This is a genomic window from uncultured Cedecea sp. (assembly GCF_947498825.1).
In the GTDB taxonomy this organism is placed as follows: Bacteria; Pseudomonadota; Gammaproteobacteria; order Enterobacterales; family Enterobacteriaceae; genus JGM124.
Map to the genome: position 1 here is coordinate 22,338 of NZ_CANMLV010000025.1, position 21,412 is coordinate 43,749.

The following is a 21,412-nucleotide window of genomic DNA, read 5'->3' on the forward strand; positions in this document are numbered from 1 at the left end:
AAAATCAACGCTGCACATTTATTTCTGCAAACAGGATCACAAAATAGATTCAGTTAAATAAAAAACCCATTAAACACAATAAGTTATTTTACACTAATAATAAAAAAATGCATTGCGCTATAGATTTATATCCCTTTACAAAGAGATATCATCTCGATAAATATGTATGACAATATGGTTTGTTTCATGCTCTATGCTGAGCTGTTATATACTGCCGTCATGCAGTCTGAAATCTCAATACAGGATAATTTTGCTGAACATGCAGTCCACACAAAAACATAATGTCGTGAATGATGTCTTTGAAAAGTTACGACAAAAACTCATGGACGGGAGCTGGACGCCTGGCAGCCGTTTGCCGTCGGAGCAGGCACTATGCAGTGCGTTAAATGTCAGTCGGGTCAGTGTCCGAAGCGCGGTACAGCGATTACGGGATCTGGGTGTCGTTATCACTCGCCAAGGCAGCGGAAGCTATATCAGTGAGGACTTTACCCCACAAACCCTGAACAGCAGATTACGCCCGGTGATGAATCTCAGCAAAGAAGCCTTCTACGATATGATGGTCTTTCGCCAGACGGTAGAATTCAAATGTATAGAGCTTGCAGTCATTCATGCCACACCAGACGATATCCTTGATCTGGAAAAAGCGCTTAATCAGATGCTGGTGAATAAGAACGATTATAAAAAATATTCAGAAGCTGATTTCGACTTTCATCTGGCAATAGCCAAAGCATCACAAAACAAAGTGTTTTATAACGTGATGTTGTCGATAAAAGAGAGCTATTACTACTATCTCGAAGAGCTGAACCGTGCTCTGGGCATTACTCTGGAAAGTGTTGATACCCATATTAAAGTCTATTTCGCCATAAAAAACAGAGATGCTTCAGCAGCGGTACAGGTTCTGGGTGAAACGATGGCTGAAAATATTATTGCTATTGAAAAGATTAATCAGACAACGCCATCGGATAACCGGGACTAAAAAGCCCCGGTGATTCAATCAGGCAATTAGGCTTAGAACTGCCACTGTGCACCGAGATTGTAGTGCGTTTGTTCGCCATCTTTATGCGCGAAACGGCTGCTCACTTCAGTATAAAGGTTGATGTTTTCGCTCGCCAGCCACTGAACACCGACATTTGAACGACCAAAGTTTTTATCGGTTTTACCGACATGAATGCGGCGACTCACACCATCAGCATGGTCTTTAACGGTGAAGTTTGCGTTCAGACCGTCACCCATTTCACGTACCCAGGATACCGTGGCATAAGGCTGAAGTGACATGGTGTTAGAGAGGTCAACTTTGCCATATAAACGCCAGCCCAAACTCGCTTCAACAGAATTCAGATTCTGTTTCTCATAGCGTACGCCCGTGCGCAGGTCACCTTTATCATCAAAGCCATTAACGCGGTAGTGGGCATAGTCCAGTCCGGCTGTCGGGCCAGTACGAACATCATTATAGGAGAAGTCATACCCACCGCTGAGACGGGCAGCAAAGAACTGGGCATTGGTATTGGCATTCAGTTGGTTATCTAACAGGACCGGGCCATTATTGGCCTGCAGGAATACTGAACGACGGGTATCAATAGATGAGCGTCCGGCAGTCACTTCGCTGCCTAACCAGCCAGTACCAGCTTGATTGTATAAACCGTAAAGACCGACCTGCCAGGTATCGCTGTCCAGGTGACCATTGCGATCCAGTTTATCTTTATTACGCAACAGACTTAAAGCACCACCAACCGTCAGTTCCTCTACCAGTTGGTAGTCCACCAGCCCATAGAGCATCGCCTGACGGGAGCGCTGTTGAGGTCCTTTATCGAAGCCACTTGATGGGTAGGCTGTACCTTCAACACCCACCACATGGTCCAGGGTATCGACACTACGGGTACCGTTTTGCAGTACCAGCCAGCGTTTGTCGGTCAAGTCTTTGACTGACTCGCGCTGACGCTTCAGGCTATCTTGTAAGGCATTTTGCATGGCTGCCGCAGAATAAGCGGAGTGCAGCAGATCGGTACTGGAAGCTTCCAGTAACAAACGCGTTAATAAACGGGAAACATCGCGCAAACGCTCATCAATACGTTCCTGACCCAAGGCACTGTTCAGGAAAGCTTCGTTATCACGAGTAGGATTGTGCCAGGTGGCTCCTCCAGGAATAGCCGGGTTATCGGTTTGGGTATAACCGTCCAGGTCACCGAGATCCCAGTTGGTTGCTTCCAGGTACAGCACGGGGATATTGAGTGGGTCAAAACTATCACCATCGCTACAGCATCCGGTTCCGGCAGGATAGGCAGGATCGCCGCCAGGGTTAGTGGTGATATCAATATTTAACTCTTTGCCAATCCGCAGCATTTGCTCGCGCAACTTAGCCAGTTCAGGGTCCGCCACACTGTTAACGCCAGAGTGAGCATAGAGTTTGTCGCCGGTCACCATACTGTCGATATTGATCATCCCTTTCAGATTTTCAACACGGTTCTGGGTGATTAACTCTTGCACCATCGCACGTGAGCCACGCAGCCCTTCTTCTTCCGCGCCAAAGGCAGCAAAGACCAAAGTTTTTTCAGTCTGAATACCGCTTAAATTACGCGCAACTTCGGTCAATACCGATGCACCCGACCCATTATCATCGACACCTTGCAACGTCGGGCGCCCGAAATAAGTATCAAAATGTGCGCCAGTAATAATGTAGTCACTGCTCAGGCCGGTATTGTAGGCCAGGACGTTTTGTGATGAACGCTGCGTGCCCCCTACAGTCCAGCTAACATCCTGACGCTCGGTGGTATAACCCAGCCCCATGCGCTGTTCCATCCAGTTCGCCGCACCGACAAAGTTTTCGGTACCACGATAGCGTCCCGGATAATCATTGATCAGGGTATTTAAGGTTTCACGGGCATAACTGCCATTTTCATACGCCAGGGCGGGTAAACTCGCGCAGGCTAACCCCACTGCAACAGCCACTTGCTTCAACATGATTGCCACTCCATTTCTTTTTATTTAATTTAAAAATCACAAATAACACAAATTCTCTTCTTTATTATATATTTTTTACATATGGAAACATCACAGAAACATTTACCTATTGAAGTATAGGTAAAGCATGAAATATCAATGATTTAAGAGTTTTATTTTGGATGGGGTTATTAGAACTGGAGGTCTGCCTGGCTTTTATCGGAAAAAGCAGTGATATTCGCTAAAAAAAGAAAAAAAGTCGAATAATACGGGTCAGAAAAAATATTATCGCAATAAAAACCGGGAAATAAACGGCTGTGAAAGGGTAAATGATTGTGCTGTCAGATACCCTACAAACAATACAGTCTTTTGATAATGCATCATTTTTCTTATTGTATTGGGTATGGTTATGACACTTTAACCGGTATCACATCAGCATTCCTCAGTACGGGTCGATAAAAACGACTGGCGCGCAGAGTCCGGATAAGACAGCGGCTGGTATATCCTGAGCATCGAAGGTCATGCTGCCCGCCAGTTAACTGCAGCAGTAGAGCCGATTTTTGGCTATGCCCCGATAGCTTTTAATCAATGCCAGCCCCTGTTAAGGGCTGGCCTGTTAACCGCGATTAATCGTAATATTCCGGCGCATGGCGGAAGCTTGGCCAGGCATCAGGATCGTGCCCGGTAACGACCTGGGCCTGAGTACGGTCAACAATGGCTTTCATTTTTTGCACAGAGCGAACCGCTTCAACCGCAGACGACATAAAGCCTGGCAGGGCTTTCTCGTCCCAGTGGTCGGTGGTATAAGCCGCATCAATCGCCAGTAATAAACTACCGCTATTCGGCAGAGTCACCAGAATCGACTGGTGTCCCGGAGAATGGCCCGGGGTAAAGATCGTTTTTAATGTCCCGTCGCCATAAATATCATAGAGATCGGTATTTTCGCCGTCGAGGAACTGCCATTTCAGGTTCGGCTTGTCGAAATCCTTACGGATATATCCTCCGGCGGCAAACCAGTCTGGGGTAAAGGCATATTCATATTCACGACGCTGAACAATATGGGTAGCATTCGGGAAACGTCCTATGGCTCCGGTATGGTCAAGATGCAGGTGAGACTGCAACACATAGCGCACATCTTCAGGGTTGATTCCCATTTTCTTAAGCTGTGCCACGCACCCTTCATCTTCACGCATCACAGGCCAGTAAACCTCGGTCACTCCTCCCCAGTGGCCGACAGGATCGAGCGCCGCTTCAACGGCATTGCCGCCATCAATAATCGTGTGTCCGTCCGGGTGCGTCAGCAGATAGAAAGGCACCGGAATTTCATAATCAGCACCGTTACCCTGGTTCATTTTAATGTTGTGCACTTTGCACTTCAGGGAACCGGTTTGAAACATATACAGGCGAATATCGGTCATTTTTATTATCCTTATATAAGGTTGTAGGGTGTCGCATGAGATAAATCGTCTTAAAATGCTTCCCGGTACAAGGCCTGGGCATCTGCCTCGGTGACATCAACGGGATTATTCATTAATAAACGGGTCTGCTTCATGGCATCACTGGCAAGCAGGGCCAGAGACTCCTCTGTCACGCCAACATCACGCAGGCGTCGTGGGGCGCCGCTGTCATCCATTATGCGCGTGAGTTCAGCAATAAAAGCATCCGCCCGCTGTTGAACACTGCCCTCTCCCGCCACCTTAAGAACGTCGGCCAGTTCGGCATATAACGGCGCCGCGGCCTGGCTGTTATAACGCAAAACCGCACCCAGCATCAGGGCGTTAGAAAGACCGTGGGGAATGTGATAGTGCCCACCCAGCGGATAAGCCAGGGCATGTACTGCAGCTACCGGTGAGTTAGAAAATGCCTGACCCGCAAGGGTTGCTCCAAGCAAAATCGCTTCACGGGCCGCACGATTGCTGCCATCACGACACGCCGTCACCAGATGCTGGCTTATCAGGCGCAGCGCTTCACGGCTGAGGTTATCCGACAACAGATTCTTTTTATGTTTACCGGTGTAGGCCTCGATCGCATGCACCATCGCATCAATGCCCGTTGCTGCTGTATGTATTGCCGGTAAGCCTACGGTCAATTTAGCATCCAGTAACACAAAATCGGCATACAGCTGACGTGAAACCACTCCCATCTTTGTGGTTTCACCGGTCGTGAGAATTGAGATATTCGTGACTTCTGAACCGGTACCTGCTGTGGTTGGAATTTGGACTAACGACAGGCGATCTCCCTGTACATTACCAATCCCGTACAGCTCAGACAGGGGCTGGCTTGACTTTGCCAGCACCGCCGCCAGTTTTGCCACATCCAGCGATGACCCACCACCAAGACCAATAACCAGTTCAATCTGCTGTGCTCGTGCTAGTGCTGTCGCTTTCAGGGCAATCGCTTCAGGCGGATCGGCAATTACCTCATCAAAAACCGTCACACTGAAGCCGTGCTGGCGCAGAGAAGCTTCTACAGGTTGCAGTAGTCCGGCCTTAACCAACCCCGCATCTGTCACCACCAGCACCTGGCGCTCACTGAATCGGGAAGCAAGAATTTCGCCTAATCGTTGCGCACCGGACCACTCCACCAGCATGGAGGGCACAGTGTTAAATTCAAAAGGTTGCATAACCGTCGTCATGTTAAATTCCTCTGCTACAGACGTATATTTCGGTGAATAAAGAGAGCGCTGTTGGCTCAGCCCACAGCGGTGCAGATATACTTACTTTCCAGATATTCTTCGATGCCAGAACGGGAACCTTCGCGACCGATTCCTGACTGTTTGATTCCGCCAAATGGGGCGACCTCGTTGGAAATCAGACCGGTATTGTGGCCCACCATGCCGTATTCCAGTGCCTCTGCAACCCGCCACATACGCTGATTACTGTCCGTGTAGAAATAGGCAGCCAGGCCGAATTCTGTATCATTCGCCATGGCTATCGCTTGCTCTTCAGTGTCAAAAACAAACAACGGCGCTACCGGGCCAAAAGTCTCTTCCCGGGCAATTTTCATGTCCGGAGTGACATTCGCCAGTACCGTAGGCTCAAAGAAATAGCCCCCTAGTGCATGGCGCTGTCCGCCGGTCAAAACCTGCGCGCCCAGCGCCCTGGCATTCTCAATATGGTCAATCACTTTGTTCACGGCGTCATCATCAATCAACGGGCCAATGACCACCCCTTCGTCGCGGCCGTTCCCCACCTTCAGGGCCTTAACTCGTTCCGCCAGACGTCTGGCAAACTGCGGATAAATCCCTGACTGCACCAGAAAACGGTTGGTACAAACACAGGTTTGTCCGGCATTGCGGTATTTTGACTGCACCGCTCCTTCAACGGCGGCATCCAGGTCTGCGTCATCAAAAACAATAAAAGGTGCATTGCCCCCCAATTCCAGCGAGACACGTTTAACCGTATCAGCACACTGGGCCATCAGCAGGCGACCAATTCCGGTCGATCCGGTAAAGGAAAGTTTCCTCACCACATCACTCTTCGTCAGTACGCCACCAATCATTTTTGCATCACCGGTGACTATCTGGAGTACGCCGGCAGGGATCCCCGCACGTTGCGCCAGTTCACCGAGAGCCAGCGCGGTGAGTGGCGTTTGCTCAGCAGGTTTGACAATCATTACACAGCCTGCGGCAAGCGCCGGGGCCGCTTTACGGGTGATCATTGCTGCCGGAAAATTCCACGGTGTAATCGCGGCGCAAACCCCCACCGGTTGCTTAATCACCAGCAGCCGTTTGTCAGCCTGAGGGGAAGGAATAATCTCTCCGTAGGTACGTTTCGCTTCTTCAGCGAACCAGTCAATAAAGGAAGCGGCATAGCTGATTTCACCCCGTGCTTCCGCAAGAGGTTTTCCTTGTTCAACCGTCATTAATGTCGCAAGGTCTTCGGTGTTTTCAACAATCAAATCAAACCAGCGCCGTAACAATACACTGCGTTCTTTCGCTGTTTTTTTCCGCCAGCTAAGGAGTGCCTGCTCTGCAGCGCTGATAGCCAGTTCGATATCAGCTTTCTCAAGGCGCGTCACCTCAGCCACAACGTCATGGGTAGCAGGATCCTGTACGCTGAAGGTGCTGTTATTAGTGGACGTACGCCATTCCCCGTTAATCAGACTCGCCTGTTTGAATAAAGCGGGATCTCGTAGGTCTGTCATAAGTTCTCCTCAGTAACTTAGTTGACAAGTTCAGTATATTGAACTATATTCCATACATTGAACTCTAGCACTTATTTTAACTTTTCGTCAATTTTCTGTTAGCAAAGTGAGATCAAATGCCAAAAATTTCTGCTGGTGAGAATTCCGTGGGGAGTGCGCCTGCCCTCAGGCGTGCAGTACAAATACTTGATCTGGTTAGTGAATTAAAAAATCCACCCACGTTTACAGATATTGTCACCTCTCTGGGGCTGCCAAAGAGTTCGGTGCATGGTCTATGTGCCACGCTCGTGGAGTTAGGTCTGTTGCATCGCTCTGATGCTGGTACCTATCTTTTAGGCTCTCATACCATGTCCTGGGCGAATGGTTTTTTACGTCAGACCGATTTGATCGCGGAGTTTCAGCAGTTACTCAATGAACGGCAGGAGTTAAATCAATTCACCGTCACGTTAACAGTACTGGAAGGAACCCAGGTTATCTACCTGGCCTGCGCCAATAGCAATACCGCTCTGGGATTTACTTTCCGCATTGGTATGCGTTTACCTGCCCCCTTTACCGCAACCGGAAAAGCGATGCTCAGTACCCTCAGCGACGAGGAAGTGAGTCAGCGTTTTACTGACCGCTGGCCTGAGTCGCTCACGCCGCACAGTGTGACAACCCGAAGTGCACTGCTGGCTGAACTGGCAACAACCCGCCAGCGAGGATTTTCAATTGATAACGGGCAAATACGTGATGGCATGTTATGTATCGGTGCGCCGGTCTATGATTTTTCAGGCAAAGCGATTGCCGGACTGGCGGTTAGTATGCTGGAAATAGAGGCAACAACAGAGGCTATCGATCTTACTGGTAGTGCTTTGATGGATATTTCCCAGTCTTTGTCAGCGCGGATGGGAAACCAGGACTAAAAATAATTCTGTTTTGATGAAAAAGAAAAACCGGAAAACACATTCATGTTTTCCGGTTTTTTAACATCAGTCTTACAGGGCAATATCTGCCGGCTGTTTTTCTGGTGCCGCCACAGCTTGTGGCTCTGCTTTCTGTTCCATATTACCAGGGATCACGGGTGGCGTTGTCAGTTGCAGCGTTTCGGCAGTGTCATTCCATACCTTCTGCGTCAAGGCCACATTCCCGTTCAGCGTTTGCCCATAACTTGGCACTATCTGATGGATTTTATCCTGCCAGTCTGCGGTTTTAAATTGTTCCGGAAACATTTGCTTCAGCACATTCAAGGCAATTGGTGCCGCAGTCGATGCGCCAGGTGAAGCCCCAAGCAGTGCCGCTACGGTTTTCTCTTTATCGATAACAATTTCTGTGCCGAGCTTCAGAATACCGCCCTTCTCCTCATCTTTCTTGATGATTTGTACACGTTGTCCTGCCTGAATCAGTTTCCAGTCTTCTTTACGTGCGCTCGGGTAATACTCTTTCAGCGCAGCAAAGCGGTCATCATCATCCAGCATAACCTGGCTTATCAGATATTTGACGAGATCAAAGTTATCGATACCTACGTTGCTCATCGGCAACACATTACCGAAGGTCGTGGTGCTGAGTAAGTCAAAAACAGAACCATTTTTCAGGAACTTGGTAGAGAAAGTCGCAAAGGGCCCGAACAAGACCACTCGCTTACCATCAATCACGCGTGCATCAAGGTGTGGCACAGACATCGGAGGAGCCCCCACGGAAGCCTGACCATAGACTTTTTCCAAGTGACGTTTAGCAATATCCGGATTTTCGGTCATCAGGAAAGAGCCACCTACCGGGAATCCGGCGTAGTTCTTCCCTTCTTCGATTCCGGTCTCTTGTAGCAGTTTTAGCGCACCACCACCGGCACCAATAAAGACATATTTCGCATCAATCGCATGCTCATCCCCGCTGACAACATCTTTGATGGTCACATGCCATGAGTTATCTTTATTGCGCTCAAATTCAGTGACTTCCGAAGATGTCTGGAGTGAGAAGTTAGGATTTTTTTTCAGGCTGCCAATTAACTGACGGGTAATTTCACCGTAGTTAACATCTGTGCCAACGGGTGTCCAGGTGGCCGCCACTTTCTGCTCAGGAGAACGCCCTTCCATCACCAGCGGCGCCCACTGTTTAATTTGTTCGTGATCGGTTGAGAATTTCATTCCCTGGAATAGCGTCGTATTCTGCAAGGCAGCATAGCGTTTTCCCAGGTAATCCACATTTTTATCTCCCCAGACAAAACTCATATGGGGTGTCGAGTTAATAAATGAATGTGGGGAGTTAAGCACACCACGCTTCACCTGTGCCGTCCAGAACTGGCGAGAAATCATAAACTGTTCATTGATTTCCAGCGCTTTACTGACATCAATAGAACCATCCGCACGTTCCGGCGTGTAGTTCAACTCCATATTAGCAGAGTGCCCGGTTCCGGCATTATTCCAGCCGTTAGATGATTCCAGAGCAACACCATCAAGTTTCTCAACCATCACCTGGGTCCAGTCAGGCTCAAGCGCATGAAGCCAGGTTCCCAGTGAAGCGCTCATAATTCCACCGCCAATTAACAGGAAATCCGTTTTCTGTGTGGTTTGCGTTTCGGCATAACTGGCTGAGCTTACTAATAACGCACATGAAGTCAGCGAAATAAGGACTTTTTTCATAACAGGCATAGTCATTTAATTGCATCGTGAGTGAATATTTTCACGTTATTTTAACCATGCTTTACTTTATTTTAAAATATCGACTACATTTTCAAGCGTTATTTCATGCGCTTTTTTTAATTAAAAAAAGAAAATTCACTTTTAGTGTGGAATTAATCTCAGCAATAAAAAAATATTATATATAGCAACCAATAAGATAATAATTTCGCCCACTTCACGACTGTTAATATTTAGTTACAATGTAGCGATCGAATAGCTTTTATAAGGCTGTTTTACAGGTTCCCTTTCACGAGACTCACATTAAAAACGGAGTTTACATCTTGATGTATCAGGGATTATCGGAAGGCGAAGACCGGTTGTATTATGGTTCCCGTTATAATGCATATAAATCACTGCAGATACATCAACAGAAGGCAAACGCAGGACCGGATTAGCTTAATTTTTCTCCCAGGCTTACTTATCCCCCCAAAAAACCTCTAAAAATAATCATGCGTGAGCTTAGTATCATAATATCGTGTTATTCCTCAGGGAGGTCATTTCATGAAGACGAATGTTTAATTGAAAGAAATATATATTTTAAAATTAAAAACGTTTAGTCAGCGTTTCACTGGCTGAATAGTTATCTGCTGGCTTCTGGCTGTTTCAGAAGCAGTACTGTGTGAAATATTTTCTGTTTAACAAGAAAATCCTATAAAGATCCGCAAGATTTTACCGATATCTCTTCCTACCCATCCCATTTGCAGCAATTTAAGGGCGTTAGTCTTGAGTCACTATCACGAGCAGTTTCTGAAACAATCTCCGCTTGCCGTTATGGGCGTACTTCGTGACCTGCAGCGGGGTCAGGTTGCCATCAGGCTGACATGGCCACTTGGTCAGTTTATCAGTAAAATTCTGGATGTGACTCCCGAGCGCTTTATCCTCGATTTTGGTAGCCAGCAAAGCGAAAATCAAAAAGTACAACAAGCGATGCATATTGCGTTTTCTGCTGAGACCGCAGGGGCTAAAGTGGAGTTTTCGCTACCGGGTTTAACCATCGAAACCTGGCAGAATCTGCCGGCATTCAGCGCCCCGCTGCCCTCTTCACTGTGGTTTGTTCAGCGCCGGGAATATTTTCGTATTACCGCACCAATGCAACCTCGGTATTACTGCCGGACTCTGCTACCTGACAACGAGCCCTTTACTTTTCGCCTGTGCGATCTGTCGCTTGGCGGTCTGGGTGCATTGGTTGAAGGACCTGTACCTGAAAGTCTGACCGAAGGCAGCCGTTTTACTCAAGTGGAAATGGACCTCGCACAGTGGGGCAAGTTCTATTTTGATATGAAGCTGGTGACGATTTCAGAGCGCAAAGTGGTAGACAGTAAAAATGAAACTATCACCACTCCACGTCTGAGTTTTCGCTTCTTAAATGTTAACTCGTCGCTCGAACGCGAATTGCAGAAAATTATTTTTTCCCTTGAGCATATTGCCCGAGAAAAAGCGAATCGGGTTAAATAATCACAGAACTTCCATCGCGCGCGTTATCTTATAAAGGTAACGCGGAGCCTGAGGTGCAGGATGATTCTTTTCAATATGCCGCATAAACTCATTAACATTCAGTCGGTTAATTTTTGCAATCGCAGTTGGACGATCGTTATCAAACGTGCGTAACATTGCCCCGGCCCCGTTAACATAAGAGACCACCAGCGCATATTGCATGACTTCCGGGTCGTTAATGCCTTTCAGAATTCCGTTCTCCAGTACACTCAGATAGGCAGTTCCAATGGTAATATTACGTACGGGATCTTTTAACTCAGCATCAGAAGGTTGCCCCGGTAACCCCATATGGCGATAGACATCTTTGCCCGCCGTCGAGGCCTTAATCTGCATCAACCCGATAGCGTTTGAGGCACTGACCAGACGCGGGTTACCGCCAGTTTCAACAGCAATAATGGCCGTTATTACTCGAGGATTCACCCCCCATTCCTGACCTGTTTGCTCTGAGATAGGCATCCAGGTCAATGCTCCACGAACAGGCACTGTTGGATCCCATTCGGCTTGCTTTGGGGGGGGAGTGCTGGAACAGCCGGCCAGAATAAGAATCAGAGCAAGTAATCCCGTTAGTTTCACGTCATGTATCCTTAATTGCGGGTCAATGCCCTGAATCATCGTATATGCTTATCGGTAGTGTCAGAGAACGCGCCGAATGGCTTAATGTCTGATGACCGGATGAAACAGCCGCATAGCGGCCATGACAATCGCCTCTGTTCACGGCATGATAACGAATTCATTTTCAGGAAGGAATGTTAATGTCTCTGATTCAGCTTATTGCCCCTTCTGGTTACTGTGTCAATCAAACTGCTGCTGCGCAGGGGATACAGCGTTTGCAAAAAGCGGGGCATCAAATCAGTAATCCGCAGATAATTACCCGTCGTTTCCAACGCTTCGCCGGAAGCGATGAGCAACGCCTGGCGGAAATTAACGCTCTTGCCCAACTTTCTGACGAAACAGATATCGTGCTGGCGGTACGCGGTGGGTATGGTGCCAGCCGCTTACTGGCAGGGATTGATTTTGGGCTGCTTGGTGCGGCATTACGCGCCAGGACGCCAGTTATCTGCGGACACAGTGATTTCACCGCCATTCAAGCGGCATTGCTGGCACAGTGCGGTACTATTACGTTCAGTGGTCCAATGCTGGCAGGAAATTTTGGCGCTGAAACGCTGGATGAGTTTACCTGGTATAATTTCTGGCACGCAGTCAGTACCCCTCGTTTTACTCTCCGTTGGGAGTGTGATGCCTCGCCGTTACAAACAAGCGGTACGGTATGGGGTGGTAATTTAGCGATGATTTGCTCGCTGACAGGTACGCCGTGGTTACCGGCTATCGAAGGGGGTATCCTGGTTCTGGAAGATATTAATGAGCATCCGTTCCGTGTCGAACGCATGCTACTTCAGCTTCATCATGCCGGTATTCTGGCTCGTCAAAAAGCCCTTATTCTCGGTAGTTTTAACGGAGCAACACTTTCTGATTACGATGACGGATATGATTTTGCCGCCATGTGTCAGTTATTACAGCAACGTCTGACTATTCCTGTTTTATCGGGTTTACCTTTTGGTCATGAACTCAAAACCGTCACGCTGCCACTGGGGGCGCTGGGAGAATTAGTTCATGACGGGAAGCAGGCATCACTGACGCTCAGTGGTCATCCCGTTTTATCTGACGTGAGCCGTATTGAAAGCCATTTTTGATATGCCTCATTATTGTTTTTAGTGTTATTATTCCAATCAAAATAAAATATGTTGTAGGGGATTCAATATCTTGGATGCAGGAACAATCATTAGTCTGTTTATTTTAGGTTCTGTTCTGGTCACTTGTAGTATTTTGCTTAGTTCTTTTTCCTCGCGTCTTGGTATTCCTATTCTGGTTATTTTCCTGGTTATCGGTATGCTGGCTGGTATTGATGGCCTGGGGGGCGTCCCTTTTGATAACTATCCGCAGGCTTACTTAGTCAGTAACCTTGCTCTCGCCGTTATCTTGCTGGATGGCGGCATGCGAACGCAGGCCAGCTCCTTTCGTGTTGCATTAGGGCCCGCGCTTTCTCTTGCCACTGTCGGCGTACTGATAACCTCCGGACTTACCGGTATAGCTGCCGCCTGGCTGTTTAATCTTCACTGGCTGGAAGGATTACTGATTGGCGCTATTGTCGGCTCGACCGATGCCGCCGCCGTATTTTCACTGCTTGGCGGTAAAGGGCTTAACGAACGCGTTAGCGCAACGCTGGAGATAGAGTCTGGAAGCAACGACCCGATGGCCGTATTTCTGACCATTACCCTGATAGAGATGATTCAGGTCCACCATGTCGGGCTCGACTGGATGTTTTTAGTCCATATTATTCAGCAGTTTGGTCTGGGTATTCTGTTGGGCCTTGGTGGGGGATACCTGCTACTGCAAATGATCAACCGCATCACCGTTCCTCAAGGCCTGTATCCTATGCTGGCATTAAGCGGTGGCATCATGGTCTTTTCCGTTACCACCGCCCTGGAAGGCAGCGGTATTCTGGCTGTGTATCTCTGCGGTGTTGTCATGGGCAACAATCATATTCGCGACCGTTTTGGTATTTTGCAAACATTTGATGGCCTGGCCTGGATGGCACAAATCGGTATGTTCCTCGTCCTGGGACTGCTGGTAAATCCTTCCGACTTACTGGCTATTATGGTCCCGGCCTTGCTGCTCTCTGCCTGGATGATCTTCTTTGCACGCCCGCTCTCCATTTTTATCGGATTACTGCCCTTCCGCGGTTTTCATTTCCGCGAGCGTGTTTTTATTAGCTGGGTCGGACTACGAGGCGCAGTACCAATTATTCTGGCGGTGTTCCCGATGATGGCAGGGCTGGATCATGCCAGACTGTTCTTTAATATTGCCTTTTTTGTGGTGCTGGTTTCTTTACTGCTGCAAGGTACTTCGCTGGGATGGGCCGCAAAAAAAGCCAAAGTTGTGGTTCCTCCCGTCGGGCACCCTCTTTCACGGGCCGGGATAGATATTCATTCTGAAAGTACATGGGAGCAATTCACCTATAAGATCAGTGCCGATAAATGGTGTATCGGTGCCGCCTTACGTGACTTGCCTCTGCCTCCAGAGACCCAAGTTGCTGCGCTATTTCGCCATGATAAATTACTGCATCCCACAGGCAGAACCCGGCTCAAAGAGGGCGATGTCCTGTGTGTGATTGGCCGTGAACAAGATATCCCCATACTGGGTCAGCTGTTCAGTCAGTCTCCACCAGCCGAGCTTCAACAGCGTTTCTTCGGTGATTTTATTCTTGAGGGCAGCACGCCTTTGGATGACGTAGCCACAATTTACGGACTGGAACTCCAGGAGGATATTAACCCTCAGCAATCATTAGCCGATTTTGTTCAGTCAATGCTGGGATCGACTCCTGTCGTGGGCGATCAGATTACCTTTGCCGGCATGATTTGGACAGTAGCAGAAAAAGAGGATAAGCAAATCCGCAAAATTGGCTTACGCATGATGGAAACCGAAGACTGAATTGACAAGGGCAGTGCGACTTTACTGCCCTACTATTTTTAGTCCGTCATCACCGGAACGCGTGGTGCCAAAGCGCACATTAGCTCATAACCAACCGTACCTGCCTGACCTGCAACATCATCAATTTTGATCTGTTTTCCCCATAACTCTACCCGGCTGCCAATACCGGCGTGTTCACAGGGTGTTAAATCAACCGCCAGCATATCCATAGAGATTTTACCGAGCGTCCGGGTGCGTACACCGTCCACCCAAATCGGTGTACCATCCGGAGCCAGACGGGGATAGCCATCTGCGTAACCTCCCGCTACGATACCAATCCGCAGTGGCTCTGCGGCACTAAAGCGACCGCCATAGCCAACCCGGCTTCCACTCTGTAATTGCTGGATACCAATAATCTCACTTTCCAGACTCATGACTGGCTGAATGCCAGTAGTGGCAACATCCTGCCACTGACCACTGGGTGAAGCACCGTAGAGGATTATCCCGGGCCGCACCCACTGATAATGGGTTTCGGGGTGCCACAGTGTTGCGGCAGAGTTCGCCAGCGAGCGGGGACAATCTATGCCTTCCGCCGCCTGATTAATACAGTGTAATGGCGCTGTTATTCCATCCGGCGATTCGGCATCCGCGAAATGCGTCATCAGCGTCATATCGCCGACATTGGTCATGTTTTGCAGTTTCTGCCAGAGGGTTGTCAGCGTGCCAGGGGCAAATCCAAGGCGATTCATGCCACTGTTTATTTTTAAATAAACGTCTATCGGCGCTGACAGCTTTGCCGCTTCCAGGGCTTTAAGCTGCCAGTTGCTGTGTAGTGCAGTGGTAAGGCGGTATCGATCAAATATGCTCAGTTCATCGGAATGAAAAAACCCCTCCATCATCAATACAGGGCCTTTCCAGCCACGTTCTCGTAGCAGTATCGCCTCCTCGATATTCAGCATTGCAAAACCATCCGTCTGGTTTAATGCAGACCAGACCCTGTCAAGCCCGTGACCATAAGCATTTGCTTTTACCACTGACCAAATGCGGGCGTGTGGGGCCGCACGGCGTACCACAGCCAGATTATTACGTAGCGCAGACAGATCTATCCGGGCAACAAGTGGACGGGACATGTCTGCTCCTTACTGATGAATTCGGGATGGCGAGAGAGAATGCGTTGGCGTAAAACCGGGGGAGTAGCGTTCCACCGCTAAATCATCATAAGCAATTGCAGGCGTTATCCCTGTCATCAAGTCACTCAGCAGTTGCGCTGATCCACAAGACATTGTCCAGCCGAGAGTGCCATGTCCCGTATTGAGCCACAAATTGTTGTAAGGCGTTCGCCCAACAATAGGCGTGCCATCAGGCGTCATAGGACGTAACCCGCTCCAGAATGTCGCCTGCTCAACAAGCCCACCGTCAGGGAAAAGGGAGTTAACGACCATTTCCAGGGTCTGGCGTCGGGTCTCCAGTAAGCCTTGATTAAAGCCGACTATTTCCGCCATTCCCCCAACACGAATACGATTATCAAAACGCGTAATCGCCACTTTATAGGTTTCATCCAGAACGGTAGAGACCGGTGCAGCAGCGGCGTTTTTAATCGGCAACGTCAGAGAATAACCTTTGAGGGGATAGACTGGAATATCGACGATACCCTTCAGTAGTTCGGTAGAATACGCGGCTAGCGCTACCACATAAGCATCTGCCTTTACGATTTCATCGCCGCACTTTACCCCGTAGATTTTCTGATTTTCATATAACAAACGATCAATCTGGCAGTTAAAACGAAACGTGACCCCTGCCGCTTCAGCCATTTTTGCAAGGTTTTGGGTGAAAAGCTGACAGTCACCGGTTTCATCATTCGGTAAACGCAATCCACCGGTAAGTTTGTGTACAACCTCCGCCAGAGCGGGTTCGGCCCGACTGAGTTCATGAGCCGCCAGCAGTTCAAAAGGAACGCCAGCCTCTTGCAGAACGGCAATGTCCTTCGCGGCATTATCAAACTGTTCAGTCGTACGAAAAAGCTGGAGCGTTCCTCCCTGGCGACCTTCATACTGAATATCAGTGTCACGACGCAGCGTTTTAAGACAGTCGCGGCTGTATTCTGCCAGCCGTACCATCCGACTTTTATTCTCTTTATAATGTCGGGCATCGCAATTGCGCAGCATCTGCCAGATCCACTGTAACTGGAATGGCGTGCCATCAAGGCGCATCGCCAGAGGGGCATGGCGCTGGAACATCCACTTGATGGCTTTGAGTGGTACGCCGGGTGCGGCCCAGGGAGCGGCATAACCGGGTGAGATCTGACCCGCATTCGCGGCACTGGTCTCCTGCGCCGGCCCTGAAGCCCTGTCAATGACTGTCACCTCATGACCGGCTTGGTTTAAATACCAGGCACTGGTCACGCCAATAACACCACTACCTAGCACAACAATTCGCATTTCGACCTCACGGTTTGCGTAAGAATAATAATCTGATTACAAATTGATAACCCAGATGAAAATGTTATTCAATACTTACGGCCATTAAGGTGAGCAAAATCACAGCCTGCGCCGTAATAAACAGCAAAAAACATAAAGTTTTTTTATCTTATAAACTGAAAAAATTCGATATTTTACGCCAGGAATGGATACAGAATCTCAACACAGCAGAAACAATGATTAAGCAACCTGAAGTATGAAGACAATTTGTCTGATGACCATGGTAGTTGACAATTATGATGTTGATATCCTCTTCATGCCAGCCCCTGTTTTATCCCATGCGGTACGGCGAAAAAGCGCTGCTGAGACTTTTCATAATACCCTTTCCGTTAATGCCAATTCGCGGTTAATAAGCGTTCAAATTTCAGGTGCAATAATATTAGCCAGCACATCAATATTGTTCTGCACCAGAGCAAATGGCAAAGCCCCGTATCAACAGAACAACCATTAGTTACTCGTTGAGAAATGCAAAAAGCGGAACTCAGGTATTTTTCGATCAAACATTTGAACAAATTTGCACTGGTGCAACAACACTCAGCAATGACGGCGATAAAATGTGGAGAAAAAAATACAGAACAGGTATATCTTCAATAAGTTGTCTATTCTTTAAACTGAGACTCTGGATTCAGGGTCGATAATAAAGAGGGTGCGCTGATGGTAACTGTAACTGATTCTGCCGCAAAGGATACCGATCGTCTGAGTGATGGCCCCGACTGGACATTTGAACGACTCGAGACATACCTCGCCGAAATAGACCGGGTCGCAAAGCTATATCGACTTGATACCTACCCGCACCAGATAGAAGTGATCACCTCCGAACAGATGATGGATGCCTACTCCAGTATTGGTATGCCTATTAATTATTCTCACTGGTCGTTTGGTAAAAAATTCATAGAGACCGAGCAACGCTATAAATATGGTCAGCAAGGGCTGGCCTATGAAATCGTGATTAACTCTAACCCCTGCATAGCCTATTTAATGGAAGAAAATACCCTGACCATGCAGGCACTGGTGATAGCTCACGCCTGTTATGGCCATAACTCTTTCTTTAAAAATAATTACTTATTTCGTAGCTGGACAGATGCCAGCTCTATTGTTGATTATCTCATCTTTGCCAAAAATTATATCAGTCAGTGCGAGGAACGCTATGGGGTCGATGAGGTCGAGCGTCTGTTAGATTCCTGCCATGCCTTAATGAACTATGGTGTCGATCGCTATAAACGTCCGCAAAAAATTTCTCTGGAACAAGAAAAAGCACGTCAGGAGAGCCGTGAAGCCTATCTGCAAAGTCAGGTCAACACCTTATGGCGAACGCTGCCCCGTCGTGAAGAAGAAGTGACGATTGAAACTGAACGCCGTTTTCCTTCTGAACCTCAGGAGAACTTGCTCTATTTTATGGAAAAAAATGCCCCGCTACTTGAACCCTGGCAGCGTGAAATCATGCGTATTGTACGCAAATCCAGTCAGTATTTTTATCCACAAAAACAAACTCAGGTGATGAATGAGGGCTGGGCAACCTTCTGGCACTATACGTTGCTCAATCATCTCTATGATGAGGGCAAAGTCAGCGAACGGTTTATGATGGAGTTTCTCCACAGCCATACCAATGTAGTATTCCAGCCGCCTTATAATAGCCAATGGTACAGTGGCATTAATCCTTATGCGCTGGGTTTTGCAATGTTCCAGGATATCAAACGTATCTGTCAGTCCCCCACCGAAGAGGATAAATACTGGTTCCCGGATATTGCCGGTTCAGACTGGCTGGAAACGCTGCACTTTGCTATGCGGGACTTCAAAGATGAAAGCTTTATCAGTCAGTTTTTATCACCGAAACTCATGAGGGATTTTCGGCTGTTCACGGTACTGGATAATGATAAAAACAATTATCTGGAGATCTCTGCAATTCATAACGAGGAAGGCTATCGCCAGATCCGACATCAGCTTTCAGCCCAGTATAACCTCAGTAATCTGGAACCGAATATTCAGGTCTGGAATGTGAATTTACGCGGAGATCGTTCACTAACCTTGCGTTATGTTCCGCATAATCGTGTCCCTCTGGACGACGGATACAAAGAGGTACTGAAGCATGTCCATCGTTTATGGGGATTTGACGTCGTGCTGGAACAGCAAAATGAAGATTTAAGCGTTGATTTACTGGGCCGTTGTCCGAACCGGAGTGTGACATAACCTCCCCGTCATACTTCACGTTTTATGCACAGGGCGGCACTCGTTCCCCCGAATGATGGCCCACTTAAGCGCACGGTTCGCGTTACTCGAAACGTTTACGTTTTATCCTGCAACTCGCATCATTCAGGATACAGATTCAGGCGTAAAGTAAGGTGGGAGTTTTTATCAGCTACCCTGAAAAAATTTTTCAGGGTAGCGACTGACTGCAGCAATACTGCTTGCTTTAACGGCCGAGCATCACCACATCATTGGGTAAATTTTTCTGCATACTGTGCCAGATCTCACCACTTTCACGGCCATAACTTCTTACGACGTCGAAAACGTGGTCGTATAAACCATCCTGACAGAGTTTGCCCAGTTGATGATAAAAATCCAGCGCAAGTCGACGCGCAGCTGGATTGGAGAAATATTGACGGCCAATCCGGGTATACAGACCTTTCATACCATTAATAATCAGACCATATACAGGATTGCCTGAAGCAAAAGCCAGTCCGCGGAAGATATTATAATCCAGCTCGGCAAAGGCATCGGCGTTATCATCGACAGTTGCAACCTGAGACAATACCTCTTGGGCTTTATCAGGATGCTGGCGGATAGCCGTGCGGATGAAAATGGTAGAGATATTGGTTCTTACCGATAATAAATTGTCGATAAGCTGCGGGACGCTCTCATGATCCAGACGAGCCAGAGTTTCCAGAATATTCAGTCCGGAGGTTTCCCAAAAGTTATTTACACGGGTTGGTTTCCCGTGCTGAATGGTCAACCAACCATCCCGGGCAAGACGCTGAAGCACTTCACGCAACGTGGTTCTTGTCACACCAATAAGTTCAGACAGTTCGCGTTCCGCAGGAAGGATTGATCCTGGAGCAAAACGGCTATTCCAAATACTTTCTATAATATACTCTTCAGCGAAACCCGCTGGACTTTGTGCCTTGATGACCATGGTAAAATTTCCATTACGCAGGTTTTGCCAATTATACTCATCATACCAGATAGCATGAATCCCAGATAGCGTCCAAATATACGTTCTCTCACCAAAATAATTCAAGTCGCTGGCAAGAACTGTGTTCGGAAAGACAATGAATATAAATAAATGATCTGAGACGCCCAATACAATCGAAATATCTGACAGACGTGCGTTATCACTCAGTTTTCTGTCTGTCAGCCCCCAAAAAATCGACAGCCTCTATGCAGTCAGTGAGCCATTTACTTCCCGCCAGTTATTTGGCTCATCGGTGTAAACGGAACCTGACAATCCCACCGCAGAAAAAATAACATATTGATTTGAATTTATTAAATTATTTACACTGTTTACGTATAGAATAGAGGATGGATAAATACCTTCGTTTCCCTGACGACAACCCGGAAGTAATGCCCTCAGTAAGCGAGATATTTTCATCTATTCTACTGGCACAAAAAAGTTTTTCGTTTACACTGCCGAATCTAGGCATGCTGCAGGGATCCTGATTATGTTGCAATACTTAAACCAGTGCTCACGTGGACGTGGGGCATGGCTGTTAATGGCACTGACTGCTTTCGCTTTAGAGTTAACCGCATTGTGGTTTCAGCATGGCTTAGGCCTGCACCCTTGCGTGATGTGTATTTATGAACGTTGTGCGTTGTTTGGTGTGATGGGCGCGGGTTTACTGGGTGCAATCGCACCTAAATCACCACTGCGTTATGGCGCTATTGCTATATGGCTTTACAGTGCAGGGAAAGGATTGCAACTGGCTTGGGAGCATACAATGATACAATTGCACCCTTCTCCATTTGCGACTTGCGATTTCGCTGCGCGCTTTCCTGAATGGTTACCGCTTGATAAATGGTTACCACAAGTCTTTGTTGCCAGCGGTGACTGTGCCGAATTACAGTGGTCATTTTTATCACTTGAGATGCCACAATGGCTAATTGGTATTTTTGCGGCGTATTTAATTATTGGCGTACTGGTAGTGATTGCACAGTTCGTGAAGCCCAAAAAACGCGGCCTGTTTAATCACTGATCGCGAACGTGCATCGCTTAAAAAATCACCAAAAAGGTGAGTTTTTTGT

At 47.8% G+C, this 21,412-nt stretch carries 15 protein-coding genes and 1 pseudogene; 7 read left to right on the top strand and 9 right to left on the bottom strand.

What is annotated here, in order from left to right; genetic code table 11:
- Positions 1 to 253 precede the first annotated feature (253 nt).
- The gene (locus tag Q1A40_RS19670; RefSeq protein WP_300004331.1) at positions 254 to 976 is read left to right on the top strand and encodes a FadR/GntR family transcriptional regulator; all 723 of its coding nucleotides are present in this window, start codon (positions 254 to 256) and stop codon (positions 974 to 976) included.
- 32 nt (positions 977 to 1,008) lie between these two features.
- Here Q1A40_RS19670 and Q1A40_RS19675 read toward each other — a convergent pair whose 3' ends face one another.
- The 4 genes from Q1A40_RS19675 to Q1A40_RS19690 form a co-directional block, all read right to left on the bottom strand.
- Positions 1,009 to 2,958, bottom strand: coding sequence for an autotransporter domain-containing protein (locus Q1A40_RS19675; protein WP_300004171.1), 1,950 nt, complete (start codon positions 2,956 to 2,958; stop codon positions 1,009 to 1,011).
- A 605-nt stretch (positions 2,959 to 3,563) separates the two neighbouring features.
- Positions 3,564 to 4,355, bottom strand: coding sequence for an N-acyl homoserine lactonase AttM (gene attM / locus Q1A40_RS19680; RefSeq protein WP_300004174.1), 792 nt, complete (start codon positions 4,353 to 4,355; stop codon positions 3,564 to 3,566).
- A gap of 50 nt (positions 4,356 to 4,405) precedes the next feature.
- Positions 4,406 to 5,572 (bottom strand): iron-containing alcohol dehydrogenase, encoded by a 1,167-nt coding sequence (locus Q1A40_RS19685; protein WP_300004179.1) that lies wholly within the window; start codon positions 5,570 to 5,572, stop codon positions 4,406 to 4,408.
- A 56-nt stretch (positions 5,573 to 5,628) separates the two neighbouring features.
- Complete coding sequence (locus Q1A40_RS19690; protein WP_300004182.1) at positions 5,629 to 7,083, bottom strand: NAD-dependent succinate-semialdehyde dehydrogenase; 1,455 nt, start codon at positions 7,081 to 7,083, stop codon at positions 5,629 to 5,631.
- A gap of 116 nt (positions 7,084 to 7,199) precedes the next feature.
- Between Q1A40_RS19690 and Q1A40_RS19695 the strand changes: the two genes are divergently transcribed.
- The gene (locus Q1A40_RS19695; protein WP_300004184.1) at positions 7,200 to 7,985 is read left to right on the top strand and encodes an IclR family transcriptional regulator; all 786 of its coding nucleotides are present in this window, start codon (positions 7,200 to 7,202) and stop codon (positions 7,983 to 7,985) included.
- A 72-nt stretch (positions 7,986 to 8,057) separates the two neighbouring features.
- Here Q1A40_RS19695 and mqo read toward each other — a convergent pair whose 3' ends face one another.
- Entirely contained in the window at positions 8,058 to 9,707 is a 1,650-nt protein-coding gene (gene mqo, locus Q1A40_RS19700; protein WP_300004334.1) for a malate dehydrogenase (quinone), read from the bottom strand.
- A 753-nt stretch (positions 9,708 to 10,460) separates the two neighbouring features.
- Here mqo and Q1A40_RS19705 point away from each other — a divergent pair.
- Positions 10,461 to 11,192 (top strand): flagellar brake protein, encoded by a 732-nt coding sequence (locus tag Q1A40_RS19705; protein ID WP_300004187.1) that lies wholly within the window; start codon positions 10,461 to 10,463, stop codon positions 11,190 to 11,192.
- Here the strand turns inward: Q1A40_RS19705 and emtA are convergent, their stop codons facing one another.
- The gene (gene emtA / locus Q1A40_RS19710) at positions 11,193 to 11,804 is read right to left on the bottom strand and encodes a membrane-bound lytic murein transglycosylase EmtA (protein WP_300004190.1); all 612 of its coding nucleotides are present in this window, start codon (positions 11,802 to 11,804) and stop codon (positions 11,193 to 11,195) included.
- 179 nt (positions 11,805 to 11,983) lie between these two features.
- Between emtA and ldcA the strand changes: the two genes are divergently transcribed.
- Both ldcA and Q1A40_RS19720 read left to right on the top strand, forming a co-directional pair.
- Positions 11,984 to 12,922: a muramoyltetrapeptide carboxypeptidase gene (ldcA, locus tag Q1A40_RS19715; protein WP_300004192.1), complete on the top strand. Its 939-nt coding sequence runs from the start codon at positions 11,984 to 11,986 to the stop codon at positions 12,920 to 12,922.
- 70 nt (positions 12,923 to 12,992) lie between these two features.
- Complete coding sequence (locus Q1A40_RS19720) at positions 12,993 to 14,720, top strand: potassium/proton antiporter (RefSeq protein ID WP_300004195.1); 1,728 nt, start codon at positions 12,993 to 12,995, stop codon at positions 14,718 to 14,720.
- Positions 14,721 to 14,758: 38 nt separating this feature from the next.
- On the opposite strand, the gene dadX is transcribed toward Q1A40_RS19720, so the two are convergent.
- On the bottom strand, positions 14,759 to 15,829 hold the full coding sequence (gene dadX, locus Q1A40_RS19725; RefSeq protein ID WP_300004198.1) for a catabolic alanine racemase DadX: 1,071 nt from the start codon (positions 15,827 to 15,829) through the stop codon (positions 14,759 to 14,761).
- A 9-nt stretch (positions 15,830 to 15,838) separates the two neighbouring features.
- Positions 15,839 to 17,140, bottom strand: a pseudogene (locus Q1A40_RS19730) (D-amino acid dehydrogenase); the annotation flags it as partial.
- Between the two features lie 690 nt (positions 17,141 to 17,830).
- On the opposite strand from Q1A40_RS19730, the gene Q1A40_RS19735 reads away from it, so the two are divergent.
- On the top strand, positions 17,831 to 19,363 hold the full coding sequence (locus tag Q1A40_RS19735; protein WP_300004204.1) for a SpoVR family protein: 1,533 nt from the start codon (positions 17,831 to 17,833) through the stop codon (positions 19,361 to 19,363).
- A 223-nt stretch (positions 19,364 to 19,586) separates the two neighbouring features.
- Here Q1A40_RS19735 and fadR read toward each other — a convergent pair whose 3' ends face one another.
- Positions 19,587 to 20,306: a fatty acid metabolism transcriptional regulator FadR gene (fadR, locus tag Q1A40_RS19740; RefSeq protein WP_300004207.1), complete on the bottom strand. Its 720-nt coding sequence runs from the start codon at positions 20,304 to 20,306 to the stop codon at positions 19,587 to 19,589.
- Between the two features lie 526 nt (positions 20,307 to 20,832).
- Here fadR and dsbB point away from each other — a divergent pair.
- Positions 20,833 to 21,363 carry a disulfide bond formation protein DsbB gene (gene dsbB, locus Q1A40_RS19745; RefSeq protein ID WP_300004210.1) on the top strand — a complete coding sequence of 177 codons (531 nt, stop codon included), beginning with the start codon at positions 20,833 to 20,835 and terminating at the stop codon, positions 21,361 to 21,363.
- Positions 21,364 to 21,412: the final 49 nt, after the last annotated feature.